An 18,183-nucleotide genomic window follows, 5' to 3' on the forward strand; every position below is an offset into this window, starting at 1 on the left:
GCCGACGAACGCGGCGACCTCGGCATTCCAGATGATTTTAATGTGCGGATTGGCGAACAGCCGGTCCTGCAGGATCTTCTCCGCGCGCAGGGTGTCGCGGCGGTGGATCAGCGTGACGTCATGGGTGTGGTTGGTCATGTACAGCGCTTCCTCGACCGCGGTGTTGCCGCCGCCGATCACCGCGACCTTCTTGCCGCGGTAGAAAAAGCCGTCGCAGGTCGCGCACGCCGAGGCGCCCCTGCCCTTCATATGCTCCTCCGACGGCAGGCCGAGCCATTTGGCCTGGGCGCCGGTTGCGATGACCAAGGCGTCGGCGGTGTAGGTGCCGCTGTCGCCGGTCAGGCGGAACGGCCGCCGCGACAGATCGACGTCCGAAATATGGTCCCACACCATGCGCGTGCCGACATGCTCGGCCTGGGCCTGCATCTCCTCCATCAGCCACGGGCCCTGGATGACGTCGCGGAAGCCGGGGTAGTTCTCGACATCGGTGGTGGTGGTCAGCTGGCCGCCGGGCTGGATGCCCTGGATGACGATCGGCGCGAGCCCGGCGCGCGCGGCATAGATCGCGGCGCTGAGCCCGGCCGGCCCCGAGCCGAGAATCACCACGCGGGTGGAAATGGAGTTGGTCATGCTTCTGCCTATCCGTGCGTCGGCGCTAGACGAGCCGCGATTGCTTCAACGCCGCCTCGATGAACCCGGCGAACAAGGGATGTGGGTCGAACGGGCGGCTTTTCAATTCGGGGTGGAATTGGACGCCGATGAACCACGGGTGGTCGGGGCGCTCGACGATCTCGGGCAATTGGCCGTCGGGCGACATGCCGGTGAACAGCAGGCCATTGCTCTCCAGCGCGTCCTTGTAATGGACGTTGACCTCGTAGCGGTGGCGGTGGCGCTCGTTGATCTCGGTCGCGCCGTAGAGCGTGGCGACATGGCTGTTGCCGGTCAGCGTCGCGGGATAGGCGCCGAGCCGCATGGTGCCGCCGAGGTCGCCGCCGGCGGCGCGCTGCTGCAGCCCCTCTTCGCTCATCCATTCGGTGATCATCCCGACCACCGGCTCCGCGGTGTCGCCGAACTCGGTGGTCGAGGCGGCGGCGATCCCGGCCAGGTTCCGCGCGCCCTCGATGCACGCCATCTGCATGCCCAAACAGATGCCGAAGAACGGCACCTCGCGCTCGCGGGCGAATTTTACGCTGGCGATCTTGCCCTCGCTGCCGCGCTCGCCGAAGCCGCCGGGGACGAGGATGCCGTTCAACGGCTCGAGCTTGGCCGCCAATTCGCCCTCGTCGCCCTCGAACATCTCGGCGTCGAGCCAGCGGATGTTGACCTTGACGCGGTTGGCGAGGCCGCCGTGGACGAGCGCCTCGTGGAGGCTCTTGTAGGCATCGGGCAGGCCGACATATTTGCCGACCACGCCGATCGTCACTTCGCCGTCGGTATGGTCGAGGCGGTCCATGATGTCGTGCCAGCGGCCGAGGTCGGGGCGCGGGGCGTCCTCGATCCCGAACGCTTTCAAGACTTCGTCGTCGAGCCCCTCGGCGTGGTAGCTCAAGGGCACGTCGTAGATCGAGCGCGCGTCGAGGGCGGGGATGACCGCCGACTTGGCGACGTTGCAGAACAAGGCGATTTTGGCGCGGTCGCTGTCGGGCAGCTCGCGGTCGACGCGGCACAGCAGGACATCGGGCTGGATGCCGAGGCTGGTCAGCTCGCGCACCGAATGCTGGGTCGGTTTGGTCTTCAATTCGCCGGCGGCCGCGATCCACGGCACCAGCGTGGTGTGGACGAACACGGTGTTGGTGCGCCCGATGTCGTTGCGCAGCTGACGAATCGCCTCGATGAACGGCAGGCTCTCGATATCGCCGACGGTGCCGCCGACCTCGCAGATGACGAAGTCGAGATCGGGCTCGATGTTGGCGAGCGCGAATTCCTTGATCGCATTGGTGACGTGCGGGATGACCTGGACCGTCGCGCCGAGATAGTCGCCGCGGCGCTCGCGGGCGATGATGTCGCGGTAGATGCGCCCGGTGGTGACATTGTCGGTCTGCGCCGCGGCGACCCCGGTGAAGCGCTCGTAATGGCCGAGGTCGAGATCGGTCTCGGCGCCGTCGTCGGTGACGTACACTTCGCCATGCTGGTACGGCGACATCGTCCCCGGATCGACGTTGAGATAGGGGTCGAACTTGCGGATGCGGACCGAGAAGCCGCGCGCCTGGAGGAGTGCCCCGAGCGATGCCGAGAGCAAGCCTTTGCCGAGCGATGAGACCACGCCGCCGGTGACGAAAATGAACCGCGCCATGGGAGTTGGGGCTTAGGGGGTGACCCCGCGACTAAGCAAGCGCCCCCGAATAAAAAAGTTCGCTTGTGGCGTTATTGCGCGAGCGGGACGGGCGCGGCGTCGTTGGCCGCCGGTGCCGGCGTGGCCGGGGCCGGGGCCGACGGCGACAGCGAATTGGGGTCGGCCAGCGGCGGCAATCCGGTCGCCGGCGCGACCGGGGCCGGGACGACCTCGTTGGCGAGCGAGGTGTCGACCTTGACCGGCTCGCGCGACACCCCGGCGATCGCGGCCAGCGCGATCGACATGAAAATGAACCCGCCGCCGAGGAACGCGGTCGAGCGCGTCAGGAAGTCCGACGCGCCGCGCGCGGTCATGAACCCGGAGGAGCTGCCGCCGACGCCGAGCCCGCCGCCCTCCGAGCGCTGCATCAGGATCACCGCGACCAAAGAGGCGGCAAGCAGGGTCTGGACGATGAGCAGGAAGGTGAACATTTTTCGGGGCGCGCTTTCGGTGACGGGGTTGGCGGGCATCTAGGCGATTGGGCGATTACCTTCAACCGCGCGCGGCGGCCTCGATGATCGGAATGAAGTCGGCCGCCGCCAGGCTCGCCCCGCCGACCAGCGCGCCGTCGACGTCGGCGACGGCGAAAATCTCGTCGGCGTTGGAGCCCTTGACCGAGCCGCCGTAGAGGATGCGAACGGCCTGGCCCGACGCCCCGAACGCCGCGACCAGCCGCGAGCGCAGCGCCGAGTGCATCGCGGCGATGTCATCGACGGTCGGCACCTTGCCGGTTCCGATCGCCCAGATCGGCTCGTAGGCGATCGCCAGCCGCTCCGAATTTGCCGGCAGCGAGGCGTCGAGCTGCGCCGCCACCGTGGCCACCGCGTCCCCCGCCTCGCGCACAGGCAAGCTCTCGCCGACGCACAGGATGACGTCGAGCCCGGCGGCGAGGCCGGCGGTCGCCTTGGCGCGCACCTCGTCGTCGCTTTCGCGCTGGCCCTCGCGCCGCTCGCTGTGCCCGACGATGGTCAGCCTGGCGCCGGCGTCGACCAGCATCGCCGCGCTGGTGCAGCCGGTGTGGGCGCCCTTTTCGGCATGGTGGACATCCTGCGCGCCGATCGCGAAGCGGGGCACCGCGCGGACAGCGCGCTCGATCAGGATCGCCGGCACGCACATCGCGACATCGACCTCAGGGTTTTGCGCGGCTGCCGCGGCGATCGCCTCGATCTCGCGCAAATCGGCGGCGAGGCCGTGCATCTTCCAGTTTCCGGCAACCAGTTTGCGTCGCGTCATCGTTGTCCTCATCGCTTGGGCAAGCGCCGCCCCTAGCCAAGTCGGCACAGGAGCGGAAGGCGCAGCCGCCTTGATGCGCCGGGATGCCGCCCCTAAAGCGACCGCGACCTTTTCTCCCATACGGAAGATACTGCGCACATGATGTCCTCGATCCGCCGCTTGTCCAAATCGACCGTCGGCACCATCGTCATGGCGCTGTTTTTGCTCGCGATTGTCGCATCCTTCGCGCTCGGCGACATCCAGAACGTGACCTCGGGCGCCGGCTTCGGGCTGAGCAGCGACACGCTGGCCAAGGCGGGCGGCGAGAAGATCACCGACGCCGATTTGAGCAAGGCGATGGAGCAGCGCCTGAGCCAGGTCCGCCAGCAGAACCCCGAGGCCGATTATGCCGCGCTCGCCGCCGACTTCGACCCCCTGCTCGGCGAATTGATCGACGCGCGCACGCTCCAGGCGTTCGCCAAGGAGACCGGCTTCCAGCTGTCCAAGCGGCTGGTCGACGCCGAGATCGCCACCATTCCCGGCGCGCGCGGGCTCGACGGCAAGTTCAGCGACCAGGCCTACCAGGCGTTCCTCGCCCAGTCGCGGCTGACCGACCAGGACGTCCGCGCGCTGATTTCCGCCTCGCTGCTCCAGCGCCTGCTGCTGACCCCGGTGGCGACCAGCGCCAAGGTCCCGGTCGGGATGGCGCGGCCCTATGCCGCGATGTTGCTCGAGGCGCGCCAGGGCGACGTCGCGACGGTGCCGATCGCTGCCTTCCGCGCCGGGCTGACGCCGACGCCGGCCGACATCCAGTCGTTCTACACCGCCAACCGCGCGCGCTACATGGTCCCCGAGCAGCGCGTCCTGCGGCTCGCCCGGATCGGCCCCGAACAGGTCGCCGGGGTGACCCCGACCGACGCCGAAATCGCCGCTTTCTACCAGGCCAACCAGGCGACCTACGCGGCCAAGGACATCCGCTCGCTGAGCCAGGCCGTGGTCCCCGACCAGGCCGTTGCCAACGCGATCGCCCAGCGCGCCCGTGCCGGGGCGACCCTCGCCGCCGCCGCTGCGCCCGCCGGCCTTGCCGCCGCCGATGTCGCGGTTGGCGCGCAGACCCGCGCGCAGTTCGCCGGCCTCGCCGGTGACGCGGTCGCCGACGCCGCCTTCGCCGCCGCCTCGGGCGCGGTCGTCGGCCCGCTCCAGTCCGAGCTCGGCTGGCACGTCGTCAAGGTCGATTCGGTGCGCCAGGACGCCGGCAAATCACTCGCCGCCGCGCGCGGCGAGATCGCCGCCCGGCTGACCCTGGAAAAGCGCAAGAACGCGCTGACCGACCTCGTCGCCGCGGTCGAGGATTCGATCGCCGACGGCGCCAATTTCAGCGAGGCCGCGGCCAAGGCCAAATTGGCCGCGATCGAGACCCCGCCGATCACCGCCGCCGGCGCCTCGCTCGCCGACCCCGCGTTCCGCCTGCCCGCCGACCTCGTCCCGGTGATCAAGGGCGGCTTCGACATCGAGCCGACCGACGAGCCGGTGGTCGAGACGCTGCCCGGCGAGGCCGGCTATGTGCTGGTCGCGCCGTCGCGCGTGATCCAGGCCGCGCCCGCTCCGCTGGCCGGGATCCGCGACCGCGTTGCCAATGACTGGATCGGCCAGCAGGCCAATGCCCGCGCCCGCGCGCTCGCCGCCTCGATCGCGGCCAAGGCCAATGCCGGCACGCCGCTCGCCGACGCCGTACGCGACGCCGGCACCGCACTGCCCGCGCTGCGCCCGGTCGCCGCGCGGCGGATCGACCTGACCCAGATGGGCGGCAAGGTGCCGCCGCCGATCCAGATGCTGTTCAGCCTCGGCTCGGGCAAGTCGCGGATGGTCGCCGGGGGCAACGGCAATTTCTACGTGGTCAAGGTCAACCGCATTGTCCCCGGCAACGCGCTGACCCAGCCGGGGCTGATCTCGTCGGTCCAGCGCGAATTCGAGCAGCCGCTGTCGCAGGAATATGCCGACCAGTTCCTCGCCGCGCTGCGCAAGGAGGTCGGGGTGTCGCGCAACGAAGCGGCGATCGCTGCAGCGCGCACGCGGATCGTTGGCGGGGGCAACTGAGCGTCCCGCCAATGGCCGCGCCGCGCGTCCTCGTCCTCGACAATTACGACAGTTTTACATTTACCCTCGTCGATTATTTGAAATCGCTCGGTGCCGAGGTCGTCGTCGCGCGCGCCGATGCGCTGGGCGTCGGCGAGGCGCTGGCGCCCGAGCATGACGCGATCCTGATCTCCCCCGGCCCCGGCACCCCCGCGGACGCCGGCATCTCGGTCGCGCTCGCCGCCGCGTGCATCGAGGCGCGGCGGCCGTTGCTCGGGGTGTGCCTCGGGCACCAGGCGATCGCGGCGGCGTGCGGCTCGGCGGTGACCCGCGCCGCGCCGGTCCACGGCAAGGCCGGCGCGGTCCGCCATGACGGCAGCGGGCTTTTCGCGGGCCTGCCGAGCCCGTTCGCGGCGACCCGCTACCACTCGCTCGCGGTGCCCGACCCGCGCCCGCCGCTGATCGCCAATGCATGGAGCAAGGACGGGTTGGTGATGGGCCTGCGCCACGCCGCGGCCCCGGTCCACGGCGTCCAGTTCCATCCTGAAAGCGTCGCCACCGAGCACGGCCATGCCTTGCTCGCCGCTTTCCTCGCCGAGTCGCGCGCGCTCGCCGCTTGACAGGCGCCCAAACTGTTTCCTATACGTTCCGCGTTCGTTCCCGCACGCGCGAACTGGGGAGACTGCCGATGCTCACCGCCAAGCAGCATGAGCTGTTGCTGTTCATCAACGACCGTCTCGGGCGTAGTGGGGTCAGCCCGAGCTTCGACGAAATGCGCGAGGCGCTCGAGCTGAAGTCCAAGTCGGGGGTTCACCGGCTGATTTCGGCGCTCGAGGAGCGCGGCTTCATCCGCCGCCTGCCCAACCGCGCCCGCGCGCTCGAGATTCTGAAATTGCCCGAGCTGGCAGCGCCGGCCAATGTCGTGCCGCTGGCGGCGAAGCCGGCGGTGCGGACGGCGGCCAACGACACCATCGAGATCCCGCTCCACGGGCGGATCGCGGCGGGCACGCCGATCGAGGCGCTGCAGGGCACCGAGGGGTTCGCGGTGCCTGCTGCTCTGCTCGGCCCGGGCGAGCATTATGCGCTCGAGGTGTCGGGCGATTCGATGGTCGAGGAAGGCATTTTGGACGGCGATTTCGCGCTGATCCGCAAGGCCGACACCGCGCGCGACGGGGAGATCGTGGTGGCGTTGATCAATGAGGAGGAAGCGACCTTGAAGACCTTCCGCCGCGAGGGCAACATGATCCGCCTCGACCCCGCCAACCGCCACTACGAACCCCAGCGCTACCGCGACGACCAGGTCCAGATCCAGGGCCGGCTGGCGGGGCTGATCCGGCGCTACTGATCCTTCGATACGCCGGTTCGACAGGCTCACCGGCTACTCAGGATGAGCGGTTCGGTTCAACCCCGCTCATCCTGAGTAGAGACTGAGCGCAGTCGAAGGCTCGTATCGAAGGAAGGTCCGAAGCAGGGAGCTGATGATGACCGACGCCCGAATCGATTACGTCGAGCTGCCCAGCGCCACCGCGCATGAGCTGACGCGCGGCTTCTACGCCAAGGCGTTCGGGTGGGGCTTCACCGATTACGGGCCCGATTATGCCGCGACCACCAACGGCACCACCGATGTCGGGCTCAACGGCCAGCCCGCGGACGCGCTGGCGGCGCCGCTGCCGGTGATCCGAGTCGACGACCTCGAGGCCGCGTTCGACGCGGTGAGCAAGGCCGGCGGGACCATCGCCAAACCGATTTTCAGCTTCCCCGGCGGCCGCCGCTTCCACTTCATCGACCCCGCCGGAAGCGAACTCGCGGTGTGGAGCGAAACCTGAATTACTCCGCCGTCGACGGGTCGATAATCGTGCGCACTTGCGAAATGCTGTTGGCGGGGAAGCCCGCGGTCTCGGCGTGCTGGCGGATGAGCTCCGCGCTCGGCGCGTTGTAGACGCAGTAGATCTTGTCGTCGGTGACGTAGCTGTGGTCCCACGAGATGTCGGGTCCCAGCTGGCGCAGCACGGTGCAGCTGGTCTGCGACGCGCCCTTGAGCTCATCGCGGCTCAGCGACCCCGCGCCGGGCATCTCGCGCTCGATCACGAATTGCGGCATTGTTTCCCTCCCCCAAGCGATCCGATGCCCGCCGCTTAGCCCATTTTCGTGGCGGCGTCAGCGCCCACGGATGACGGCCGAGCCGCTCGGACACGGTCTCGGCGCGCGGCGTGCCGGCGAGGAAGACCGCCACCCCGCCGGTGCGCCCTAGCGTGGCGCGGTCGAGCTTGAGCCATTTGGGCGTGCACCCGCGCGGCAACCAGCGCTCGGACACCACCACGTCCGCCTCGGCGCAGGCGCGGGTCAGCGGGCGCCACTCGATCGACTGCTGCGAGCGGGTCGCCAGCAGCCGCCACTCGCGCGCGCCGCGCACGAACCGCGCCACGCAGGCATCGCGCGAGCAATTCGAAAACGCCTGGCCGGGGAGCGCGCCGGGGTCGCCGTCGAACCCCGCCGCCTCGGCCACCAGGTCGCGGATGAAGTCGCCGCCGCGCTCGCGCAGCATCAGCGGGGTGCCGCGCTCGACCAAAGCGACATGGCGGCCGTCGCCAGTGACCAGCAAATCGGGGGTCGGCGACAGCGCCGCGGCCCCTGCCCCGATCGCGATCGGGATCAGGCCGAGCAGCCGCGGGCGGGTCGTCCACAGGCACAGCCACAGCCCGCCGGCGATGATCGCGCCGAAGCTCCAGCGCGGGATCGACGCGAGCATCGCCACCGCCCCGTGCGCCGAGGCCACCGTGTGCGCGAGCCACAGCAGCACGTCGATCGATTTGCCGGTCAGCCACCACAATGGCGCGCCGAGCCCGACCGCGTCGAGCAGCAAAGCCCCGAACTCGAGCGGCATGATGATGAAGGTGGTGAGCGGGATCGCGACGAGGTTGGCGGCGACCCCGTACAGCCCGGCGCGGTGGAAGTGGAACAGAGCGAGCGGGATCAGCGCAATTTCGACCACCAGGCCGGTCGCCAGCAGCGCCGCGAAGGTGCGTGCGATGCGGGCAAGCGGCCCATCGTCGCGGCGCTCGAGGAATTTTCGCGCGAAGCCGGTGCCGTACAAAGCGACGATCGCGGTCACCGCGGCGAAGCTCAGCTGGAAGCTCGCCCCGGCCAGCGCCTCGGGGCGGAACAGCAGCACGATTAGCGCGCCGACCGCGACCAGCCGCATGCTCAAGGCATCGCGGCCGAGCGCGATCCCGCCGAGCACCAGCAACGCGGCGATGCAACTGCGCACGGTCGGCACCTGCGATCCGGTCAGCAAGGTGTAGGCGACCCCGGCCAGCGCGCCGACCCCGGCCGCGACCAGCACCAGGTTGAAGCGCAGCGCGAGCCGCTCGCTCAGCGCGAGCAATTTCAATGTCAGCAGCATCGCGGCGCCGACCGCGGCGGCGATGTGCAGCCCGCTGACCGAGAGCAGATGGGTCAGCCCGCTGCGGCGCATGGCGTCGGCGTCGGCCTCGCTCACCGCATTCTGGTCGCCGGTGGCGAGCGCGGTGGCGATCGTCCCGCTCGGGCCGGGCAAGGCGGTGCGGATATGGCGGTCGAGGCGGACGCGGACGCCGTCGAGCCCGCTCGGTTGGGCGGGGGCCAGGACGGTGACCGGCCCGAGCGTGCGCCCGACCGCGCCGATCCGCTTGAACCACAGGTCGCGCGCGAAATCGTGGCTGCCGGGCAGCACCATCGGCGGCGGCGGGGCGAGCCTGGCGCGCAGCGCCAATCGCGCGCCGGCGGCAATGCCGTCGGGCGCCTGGTCCTGCTTAAGCGACACCCGCACGCGGGGCGGCAGCTCGGGGTCGGCCGGAGCGACGGTCAGCCGCAAATCGCCGCGCGCCGCCAGCGTCTCGACCCGCTCGACCTCGGCCTCGAACCGCACCACCCGCGGCCAATCGAGCCGCGGCGCGGCGACCCATTCGGCGCGCGCCCACACCAGGGCGCAGCCGAGCGCCAGCGCGAGCCCGAACCAGCCCAGCGCGCGTTCGGCCCGCCCCCCGCCGCGCGCGGAAAATCCGAATATCGCGCCCGCCGCCCCGAGGCAGATCAGCGCCGCCCATTGGCTGGGGCTGCCGAGCACGAACCAGCCGGCGATCCCGCCGCCGAACCCGCCCACCAGCCATACCGGCATTTGTCCGCGCTCGCGCTCGAGGAACGCCTCGAGCGCGCCGCGATCCGCGGCGGCATGCGCCTCCCAATAGCTCCGAGCACGCTGTGGAAGAGGCGCCAACCCTATGTTAGGGGCGCTCGTCCAGTCCATCACGTCACCACCACAAAGGAAAGCGCGCTTGAGCGCAAGCGACAATCCAGCGGGCGTCGTCACCCGCTTCGCCCCCTCGCCGACCGGCTTCCTCCATATCGGGGGAGCGCGCACGGCGCTGTTCAACTGGCTGTTCGCGCGCCACCACGGCGGCAAATATCTGCTCAGGATCGAGGATACCGACCGCGCGCGCTCGACCGAGCCGGCGATCGCGGCGATCCTCGACGGGCTCGACTGGCTCGGCATTTCGGGGGACGGCGAGCCCTATTTCCAGTCGCAGTTCGAGGCGCGCCACGCCGAAGTCGCGCACCAATTGATCGAGCGCGGCGCCGCTTATCGGTGCTTCCTCACCCAGGAGGAACTCGCCGCGCGGCGCGCTTTGGCCCAGGCCGAGCGCAAGCCGTTCCGCATCCGCTCGGAATGGCGCGACCGCGACGCGGGCGAGGCGCCCGCCGACACCGCGTCGGTGATCCGCCTCAAGGCCCCGCTCGACGGCACCACCGCGATCGACGACCTCGTCCAGGGCCGGGTTGAGGTGGCCAATGCCGAGCTCGACGATTTCGTCCTGCTGCGCTCGGACGGCAGCCCGACCTACATGCTCGCGGTGGTGGTCGACGACCATGACATGGGGATCACCCACATCATCCGCGGCGACGACCATCTCAATAACGCCTTCCGCCAGTTGGGCATTATCCGCGCGATGGGCTGGCGCGAGCCGACCTACGCCCATGTCCCGCTGATCCACGGCCCCGACGGCGCGAAGTTGAGCAAGCGCCACGGCGCGCTGGGGGTCGATAATTACCGCGACGACCTCGGCATCCTGCCCGAAGCCTTGTTCAATTACCTGCTGCGGCTCGGCTGGGGCCATGGCGACGACGAGATCATCAGCCGCGAGCAGGCGGTCGCATGGTTCGACCTCGACCATGTCGGAAAATCGCCCTCGCGGTTCGACTTCAAGAAGCTCGAAAACCTCAACGGCCATTACATCCGCGAGGCCGACGATGCGCGGCTGGCCGAGCTGGTCGCGCCGCGGCTCGGGGTCGATGCGGCGGGCACGGAGTTGCTGGTCAAGGCGATGCCCGAATTGAAGGCGCGCGCCCACGACATCGGCCAGCTCGCCGACGGCGCGCAATTCCTCTTCGCGACCCGCCCGCTCGAGCTCGACGAGCCCGCCGCAGCGCTGCTCGAAGGCGACGGGCGGACGCTGCTGCGCGCCGCGCACGAAGCGCTTGGCAAGCTCGCCGCGTGGGACCATGGGGCGCTCGATTCCGCGGTTCGGCAGGTCGCCGAGGCAGCCGGGGTCAAGCTCGGCAAACTGGCCCAGCCGCTGCGCGCCGCGCTGACCGGCCGGACCACCAGCCCGGGGATTTTTGACGTGCTGGCGCTGCTCGGGCAGGGCGAAAGCCTGGGCCGGATCGCCGACCAGATGGAGCCGAACGCATGACCGACAAGTTGCTCAAGATCTCGACCGCGGGCGAGGAACATAGTTTGCCCATATTGTCGGGGTCGGTCGGTCCGGACGCGGTCGACATCCGCAAATTCTATGCTGACACCGGGATGTTCACCTACGACCCCGGCTTCACCTCGACCGCCGCGTGCCAGAGCGCGATCACCTACATCGACGGCGAAAAGGGCATCCTCCTCCACCGCGGCTACCCGATCGACCAATTGGCCGAGAATTCGACCTTCATGGAGGTCTGCTATCTGCTGCTCCACGGCGAACTGCCCAAGGCCGACGAGCTCGAGACGTTCAGCTACACGATCTCGCGCCACACCATGCTGCACGAGCAATTGTCGACATTTTACAGGGGCTTCCGCCGCGATGCTCATCCGATGGCGGTGATGTGCGGAGTGGTCGGCGCGCTCTCCGCTTTCTACCATGATTCGACCGACATCACCGATCCCAAGCAGCGCATGATCGCCTCGCACCGGCTGATCGCCAAGATGCCGACGATCGCCGCGATGGCGTACAAATATACCATCGGACAGCCGTTCCTCTATCCCCAGAACGACCTCAGCTACACCGGCAATTTCCTGCGCATGACGTTCGGCGTCCCGGCCGAGCCGTACGAGGTCAACCCGGTCATCGAGCGCGCCATGCGGCGCATCTTCATCCTCCACGCCGACCACGAGCAGAACGCCTCGACCTCGACCGTGCGGCTGGCGGGCTCGTCGGGCGCCAACCCGTTCGCGTGCATCGCGGCGGGCATCGCCTGCCTGTGGGGGCCGGCGCACGGCGGCGCCAACGAGGCGGCGCTCAACATGCTGCGCGAGATCGGGCGGCCCGAGCGGATCCCCGAATATATCGCCCGCGCCAAGGACAAGGACGACCCGTTCCGGCTGATGGGCTTCGGTCACCGCGTCTACAAGAATTTCGACCCGCGCGCGAAGGTCATGAAGGAAACCGCGGAGGAGGTGCTCAACGAGCTCGGCATCGACGACCCGGTGCTCAACACCGCCCGCGAGCTCGAGCAGATCGCGCTCAAGGACGAGTATTTCATCGAGAAGAAGCTTTATCCCAACGTCGATTTCTATTCGGGCGTGATCCTGAACGCGATCGGCTTCCCGACCGAGATGTTCACCGCCTTGTTCGCCTTGGCGCGCACCGTGGGATGGGTCGCGCAGTGGAACGAGATGATTTCCGACCCCGAGCAGAAGATCGGCCGCCCGCGCCAGCTCTACACCGGCGCCACCCAGCGCGATTACGTGCCGGTCGCCCAGCGCTGAGGCGTTTGGCTAGGCCGCGGCCAGGCTGAGCGTGAAGCGGGCGCCTTCGCCCGGCGTGCTGGTGACGCTGATCTCTCCGCCCATGCCGCGCGCCAGGCGGCGCGCGATGGCGAGGCCGAGACCCGATTCGCCGCCCTCGCCGTCGCCGGCCTGCTCGAAGCGCTCGAAAATGCGCTGCTGGTCGGCGGGCTCGATCCCCGCGCCGTGGTCGGTGACATGGACCAAAGCCTGTTCGCCGGCGCGCTCGAACGCCACCTCGACCGCCCCGCCCTCGGGCGAATGGCGGATTGCGTTGCCGATCAGATTGACCAGGATCTGGATCACCCCGCGCGCCTCGCAGCGTGCCTTCAACGGCCCGCTGCCGTGGGCGGAGAGTGCGATTGCGCGGGCCTCGGCATTGGTTTCGGTCAGCGCGCAGGCGTCCGCGATCAGCGCGGCGAGGTCGATCGTCGCGCTGTCCTTGGCCACCGCACCGTTCATCGATTGGATCACCGACAGCAAGTGCCGCGCCGCCGCGGAGATGTCGCTGGCGTAGGTCGCATAGTCGGCGCGCAGCGGCCCGTCCGAGCGCTCGACGATGCGGTCGGCGCTGGCGATGATGCGATCAAGTGGTGTGCGCAGTGCTTCGTCGATGACCAGATCGAACGCCGCCGTGGACGGCTTGGCGGCGGCGCCGGCGGGTTGGGGTTGGACGCCGGCGGCCGCCTCGGCGATCACCGCGCAGCCGCTGAACCCGGCAAACGCCCCGGCATCGTCGGCAATCGCCTCGCCGCTGAGCAGCACCACGGCCTTCCCGCCGCCGCGCACGCGGGCGCGCTGGCCGGCGAATGCGCGGCGCGTGGCGAGCGCCGCCACCAGCGGCAACTCACCGTGCTCGTCTTCTTCGAGCCGGAACAAGCGGGTCAGCGGCTGGCCGATGACGGTCTCCACCCCGACCCCGAGCACGTCCGCCAGCCCGTCGCTGATCGTCACGATCCTGAGCTCGTCATCGGTGCTGAACGCACCGTCGGCGGCCGCCGCAGTATCGCGCTCGGCCGGGACCAAGGCCGACAGCCGCGGCCCGGACGGCGAGCGGTACACCCAGCGCCCCAGCGTGAGTACGACCTCGTCGCCGTCGGGCTCGGCCCTGACCCACAATTCGACATCCTGCTCGGTCCCGGCGACGACCGCCGGGCGCGACACCGGGACGCCGAGCTGGCGCGCCATCCGCGCCACCGCGGCGACTTGCGGCAGTGCCAAAAGCTCGCCGAGCTGCGACCCGGCCTCGGCTTGCAGCGCCGCCAGTTCGGGATCGGCGGCGATCAACCGGCCGTCGGCGTCGATCCGGCCGACCACCGGGCGCGGGTCGGACGGCGCGCTAGCCACGATCGGCGTCCAGCACAGCCGCGGCGGCGCGGTACGGCGGCGCCAGCTGCAGCCAAGTGCGCTGGCGCTCGGCATCGGCCTCCTCGAGCGTGTCGAAACGGGCGATTTCGGCGCCCGGGTCGGTAATCCCGGCGAGGTCGCAGAGCAGCGCTAGCAGCGCGCCGGCGAACCGCCGCGACAAGCCGGCAATGCGCAGCAGCAGCGCCATCCGCCCGTCGCCGCCGGCCAGCAAATGATCCCACGCGAGCGCGCTCTGGACGCCGCACAATTGGGCGATGGCCTCGGCCAGCAGGCCGACCTCGCCCTGCTCCGCCATCTGCACCAGCAACGCCTCGTCCAGCGCGCTCTCCGCCGCCAACGCGCCGGCCAGCGCGTGGGTCAGCCCATCGCTACTCTTGGAGCCGTCATGGCGTTCGACCAGCGCCGATGCCGCCGCCGCCAGCCGCTGATCGTTGGCGGGGCGCAAAGCGGCAGCCACCGCGAACGCCAATCGCCGCGCGCTGCCCACGGGCAGGTCGTTGAAATCGACGCGGATCTGGCCGAAGCGGTCGCGCCGCCGGCCGCGCGCCAGGATCAGCGCCATCGCCGCCGCGGCGACCGGCGCGCTGTCGGCGGCGACCAGCGACTGAAGCAGCGACGAGCGCGCTCCGCTGCGCGCGCGCAAGGCCGCCGCGACGCGCTCCTCGTCGGCGCGGCGCAGTAGCAATTCGATCAACTGCGGGTCGTCGAGCAGGCCCGCCTGGCCCAGCCGCCGGACCAGCGCCGAGCGGTCGCGGTCGTTGACCGCGGCGCGCCCGTCGCCCGCCGCCAGCTCGATCTCGTCGGCGGTGCCGCCCACCAGCTCGCTCAGCATGCGGGTCATCAGCGCCCGCTCCTGCTCGGTCAGCCGCTCGGCGGGATCGAGGAAGAAGTCTGCGCGCACGGTGGACAGCCGGCTGCGCTCCGCGCGCCGCGCGGGGCCCGCGTCACGCCCGTCGGGCGCGGCGGCAATCGGCCATTCCTCAGGCACCATCGGGATTATATTATCCGATTTCGGTTAATTTGCAGTCAACCCGGTCGGATTCGGTGGGCGACATGCTGGACCAGAAAAAACGAAATCGCGGCGTAGAAAGCAAGCGCGGCGAGGTACAGCGTCCACGCCCCGCCGAGCGCGAACGGCAGCGCAGCGAGGATCGCGTTGCGGCGCGAGAATAGCCACACCTGGCCCGGGATTTCGGCGTGGCCCTGCTCGAGCCGCGCGGCCTCGGCGAAGGCGGCGGCGGTCAGCGCGGCGAACACCGCGCCCCAGCCGGCGCCGTGGCGGGTCAGCCACCAGCCGAGCGCGAGCAGGGCGATCCCCGCGAACGGCCAAAGCAGGCGCCTGGCGAGCAGCCGCGGCGGCAGCGGTTTGAGGCGCAGCATCGCCAGCCGCCGCGCGACGAGATCGAGCGGGGTGGTCAGCACCATGAGGCCGAGCGCGGGCCACAGCCAGCCGCGCGTGAACGCCAGCGCCGCCGCCAGCGTCAGCCCGAGCCCGGCGTAGATCAGCCACGCCGGGCGCAGCTTGGTCTCGAGCAGCCGCTCGGTGGCGAATTCCTCGACGATCGGCAGCACGAAGCGGCTTGCCCAATCGTCGCGCCGCCCGCGCGAGGCGACGATCAGCCCGCGCTCGAACCCGGCGAGGTCGTCGGCGCTGTTCACCAGCAGCGGCTCGCCCGCCTGCGGCGACACCCGCACCAGCGGCGCGCCGGCCTGCAATGTGCGCCGCAGCAGGGTCGACTGGAGGTCCCAGTCGCCGAGCATCGCCACGGTCGCGCCGAGCGCGCCGGCCTCGACCACCGCCACCCCGGCCCAGCGGCTGGTGCCGTCGATCCGCTCGAAATGCGCGTGAGCATCGTCGTCGGGGACGGTCGCCACGGCCGGGTCGCCATCCTCGGCAAGCTGGGCGAGCAGCTCGGCCGGCGGCGCCGCCCCGTCGCCGATCAGCAGGATCGGCGCGCCCGCCTCGAACCGGCTCGCCGCCTCGTTGCCGTCGCTGACCGGGATCACCGTGATGCCCTCCGCGCGGAGGCGCTCGAACGCCTCGTTGAGGGCGGCCGGGACGCGCTCGAGCAGCACCACCACCGGCGACGCGCCGGCTGCTGCCGCGCAACGCGCCTGATATTCGAGCAGGGTCCGCCCGGCGAGCGGCAGCAGCGCGCGCAGCCCGCCCGAATCATCTTCCTGATAGGCCCCGATCAGGGCGCCCAACGCCATTGCTGCAAGTCCTCCCGGCGGCCCGGCCCGCCACGGTTGTGCGCGATCCTCTCTAACCGCTTTCACGCGCGGACAAAGATGGTAAACTGCATCGCCATGAACCCCACCCCGCACCGCGCAGACGCCCTGCACCAGCCCTCGCCCGAGCTTTCCGCCGCGCCGGACACGCACGCCGAGAGCGGTTTCGAGGAGTTCGACCCGTCGACCTGGGCGGAACCGGCGAGCGAGCCGGTGGCCCACGGCGCCGGCGGGCGCGCGGTGCTCGGCTCGGGGCTGATCCTGCTCGCCTTGCTGTGGATGGGCTACACCGCGTGGAGCGCTGGGCGCGCCTTGGCCGGCGAGCCGCTGTCGTCCCCCGCGATCGCGCAATGGGTGGCGATCGCCGCCGGCCCGCTCGCCTTGCTCGGGCTGGCGTGGATCATGTTCGGCCGCACGCGCCGGCGCGAGGCCGAACGCTTCACCCGCTCGGTGATCGCGATGCGCCACGAAGCGCAGGCGCTGGAAGCGCTTTTGGGAGTGCTGTCGACCCGGATCACCGACAGCAACGGCGAGCTCAGCGCCATGGCTACACAGCTAATGAGCCTCGGTGACGAGGCGACCGGGCGGATGGGCGCCGCGTCGCGCGAGCTGGGCACCTCGACCGAGCTGATGGTCCGCCACGGCGAGGCGTTCGACCGCGCCGCGGAGTCCGCGCGCACCGACATCGGCGTTCTGCTCGAGGACTTGCCGCGGGCCGAGGCGACCGCGCGGGCGATGGCCGAGCAATTGCGCGGGACCGGTGCCGAATCGCTGTCACGCGCCGCGGCGCTCGAAGCGCAGGTCGGCACGCTGACTGAGCGCACGCGCGAGGCCGACGAGATGGTCGCGTCGGCCGCGCAGCGGCTGGTCACGCATTTGACCCATATCGAAAGCGCCGGGGCCGCCGCCGCGGTCCGCGTCGGCGAGGCCGAGGCCGGCTTCACGGTGGCGATCGACACCCTGCTCGACCGCACCGCGCGGATGCTCGACGAAGTGCGTTCGGGAATCGACGCGCAGTCGGCCGCGGTGCTCGCGCTGGTCGAGCAATCCTCCGTTGGCCTCGGCCGCGCCGGGATCGAAGCCGCCGACGCACTCGGCGCCAGCGTGTCCGGCGCCAATGGCGCGCTCGACGGCTTGTCGGCGCGGGTCGCCGAGCAGGAGCGTGCCGCCCAGCAAATGCTGGCCGAAATCGACCGCGGGCTGGCGCTGATCGACACTCGCTTCGCCGAGCTCGCCCGCAACGGCGACGAGCGCGCCGAGCATTTCCTCGGCTCGCTGACGCGCGCCCGCAGCGAGCTTGATTTGCTCGCCCAGCAGGCCGGATCGCAGGACGGCGCGCTGGAAGGGCTCGCCTCGCGCACCGACGCGCTGCGCGCCGGGATCGAGCGGCTATCGGCCGATATTAACGAGGGTCTGTCGGCGGCGATCGGCCAATCCGAAGCGGGCGCCGAGCGGCTGGTCGCGCTAACCGGTCAGGCGCGGCCCGAGATCGAATGGATGCGCGATGCGTCGGGAGAAGCAGCGACGCGGCTGGCCGACAGCGCGGCCGGCATCGCCGAGCAGCAGGACCGCTTCGCCGCGCTGCTCGCGACACTCGACGACGGGGTCGGCAATGCCGAGTCGAGGCTGGCGCAGCTGACCGCCGCGCTGGGCCAGGCGCAGGGCGAAGCGGCGCGGCTGACCGCGGAAACCGCCCCGACGCTGGTGGCGGCGATGGTCCAGGTGCGCGAAGCGGCGAGCCATGCCGCGGAACGCGCACGCGAGGCGCTCGCCGGGGTCGTACCCGAAGCGGCGGCCAACCTCTCCGAATCGGCTCGCACGGCGCTTGAGAGCGTTATCCGCGAGAGCATCGAGGAGCGCTTGCGCGAGGTCGAGACGACCGCCGCTTCGGGTACGACCCCGGCGAGCGCCTCGCGTGCGCGTTCCGCGGCAT

At 70.4% G+C, this 18,183-nt stretch carries 16 protein-coding genes; 7 read left to right on the top strand and 9 right to left on the bottom strand.

The features are described from left to right. The 4 genes from RMP08_RS09580 to tpiA form a co-directional block, all read right to left on the bottom strand. A partial coding sequence (locus tag RMP08_RS09580; protein ID WP_310468771.1) for an FAD-dependent oxidoreductase occupies window positions 1-630 on the bottom strand: 630 nt, incomplete at its 3' end. Window positions 631-655: 25 nt separating this feature from the next. Further along, the gene (locus RMP08_RS09585; RefSeq protein ID WP_310468772.1) at window positions 656-2,293 is read right to left on the bottom strand and encodes a CTP synthase; all 1,638 of its coding nucleotides are present in this window, start codon (window positions 2,291-2,293) and stop codon (window positions 656-658) included. A 71-nt stretch (window positions 2,294-2,364) separates the two neighbouring features. After that, window positions 2,365-2,763, bottom strand: a complete 399-nt coding sequence (gene secG / locus RMP08_RS09590; RefSeq protein ID WP_310468786.1) for a preprotein translocase subunit SecG — start codon at window positions 2,761-2,763, stop codon at window positions 2,365-2,367. A gap of 61 nt (window positions 2,764-2,824) precedes the next feature. Further along, on the bottom strand, window positions 2,825-3,565 hold the full coding sequence (gene tpiA / locus RMP08_RS09595; protein WP_310468773.1) for a triose-phosphate isomerase: 741 nt from the start codon (window positions 3,563-3,565) through the stop codon (window positions 2,825-2,827). A gap of 138 nt (window positions 3,566-3,703) precedes the next feature. On the opposite strand from tpiA, the gene RMP08_RS09600 reads away from it, so the two are divergent. From RMP08_RS09600 to RMP08_RS09615, 4 genes are all read left to right on the top strand, one after another. Continuing rightward, window positions 3,704-5,641 carry a peptidylprolyl isomerase gene (locus RMP08_RS09600; RefSeq protein WP_310468774.1) on the top strand — a complete coding sequence of 646 codons (1,938 nt, stop codon included), beginning with the start codon at window positions 3,704-3,706 and terminating at the stop codon, window positions 5,639-5,641. Between the two features lie 11 nt (window positions 5,642-5,652). Further along, window positions 5,653-6,240 carry an aminodeoxychorismate/anthranilate synthase component II gene (locus RMP08_RS09605; protein ID WP_310468775.1) on the top strand — a complete coding sequence of 196 codons (588 nt, stop codon included), beginning with the start codon at window positions 5,653-5,655 and terminating at the stop codon, window positions 6,238-6,240. A 68-nt stretch (window positions 6,241-6,308) separates the two neighbouring features. After that, on the top strand, window positions 6,309-6,965 hold the full coding sequence (gene lexA, locus RMP08_RS09610) for a transcriptional repressor LexA (protein ID WP_310468776.1): 657 nt from the start codon (window positions 6,309-6,311) through the stop codon (window positions 6,963-6,965). A gap of 136 nt (window positions 6,966-7,101) precedes the next feature. Beyond that, window positions 7,102-7,446: a VOC family protein gene (locus RMP08_RS09615; protein ID WP_310468777.1), complete on the top strand. Its 345-nt coding sequence runs from the start codon at window positions 7,102-7,104 to the stop codon at window positions 7,444-7,446. Window position 7,447: 1 nt separating this feature from the next. Here the strand turns inward: RMP08_RS09615 and RMP08_RS09620 are convergent, their stop codons facing one another. Together RMP08_RS09620 and RMP08_RS09625 are read right to left on the bottom strand one after the other, a co-directional pair. Then, complete coding sequence (locus RMP08_RS09620) at window positions 7,448-7,720, bottom strand: DUF4242 domain-containing protein (protein WP_310468778.1); 273 nt, start codon at window positions 7,718-7,720, stop codon at window positions 7,448-7,450. After that, complete coding sequence (locus RMP08_RS09625) at window positions 7,662-9,875, bottom strand: ComEC/Rec2 family competence protein (protein WP_310468779.1); 2,214 nt, start codon at window positions 9,873-9,875, stop codon at window positions 7,662-7,664. Before RMP08_RS09625 ends, RMP08_RS09620 begins: the two co-directional genes overlap by 59 nt. A 58-nt stretch (window positions 9,876-9,933) precedes the next feature. Here RMP08_RS09625 and gltX point away from each other — a divergent pair, with 58 nt between their 5' ends. Further along, a complete protein-coding gene (gene gltX / locus RMP08_RS09630) occupies window positions 9,934-11,349 on the top strand; it encodes a glutamate--tRNA ligase (RefSeq protein WP_310468780.1) in 1,416 nt (471 codons plus the stop codon). Further along, window positions 11,346-12,632, top strand: coding sequence for a citrate synthase (locus tag RMP08_RS09635; RefSeq protein ID WP_310468781.1), 1,287 nt, complete (start codon window positions 11,346-11,348; stop codon window positions 12,630-12,632). The genes gltX and RMP08_RS09635 overlap by 4 nt, the downstream gene beginning before the upstream one ends. 9 nt (window positions 12,633-12,641) lie before the next feature. Here RMP08_RS09635 and RMP08_RS09640 read toward each other — a convergent pair whose 3' ends face one another. Genes RMP08_RS09640 through RMP08_RS09650 form a run of 3 tightly spaced genes read right to left on the bottom strand, consistent with a single transcriptional unit; the run spans window position 12,642 to window position 16,232 of the window. Then, window positions 12,642-14,072, bottom strand: coding sequence for a PAS domain-containing sensor histidine kinase (locus tag RMP08_RS09640; protein WP_310468782.1), 1,431 nt, complete (start codon window positions 14,070-14,072; stop codon window positions 12,642-12,644). Beyond that, on the bottom strand, window positions 13,990-15,009 hold the full coding sequence (locus RMP08_RS09645; RefSeq protein WP_310468783.1) for a DUF2336 domain-containing protein: 1,020 nt from the start codon (window positions 15,007-15,009) through the stop codon (window positions 13,990-13,992). Before RMP08_RS09645 ends, RMP08_RS09640 begins: the two co-directional genes overlap by 83 nt. Window positions 15,010-15,044: 35 nt before the next feature. Then, window positions 15,045-16,232 carry a hypothetical protein gene (locus RMP08_RS09650; protein WP_310468784.1) on the bottom strand — a complete coding sequence of 396 codons (1,188 nt, stop codon included), beginning with the start codon at window positions 16,230-16,232 and terminating at the stop codon, window positions 15,045-15,047. A gap of 96 nt (window positions 16,233-16,328) precedes the next feature. On the opposite strand from RMP08_RS09650, the gene RMP08_RS09655 reads away from it, so the two are divergent. Next, window positions 16,329-18,183 (top strand): hypothetical protein (locus RMP08_RS09655; protein WP_310468785.1); only part of this gene is annotated, 1,855 nt, incomplete at its 3' end.

The sequence above is a fragment of the Sphingomonas sp. genome, assembly GCF_031426035.1.
Taxonomy (GTDB): Bacteria; Pseudomonadota; Alphaproteobacteria; order Sphingomonadales; family Sphingomonadaceae; genus Sphingomicrobium.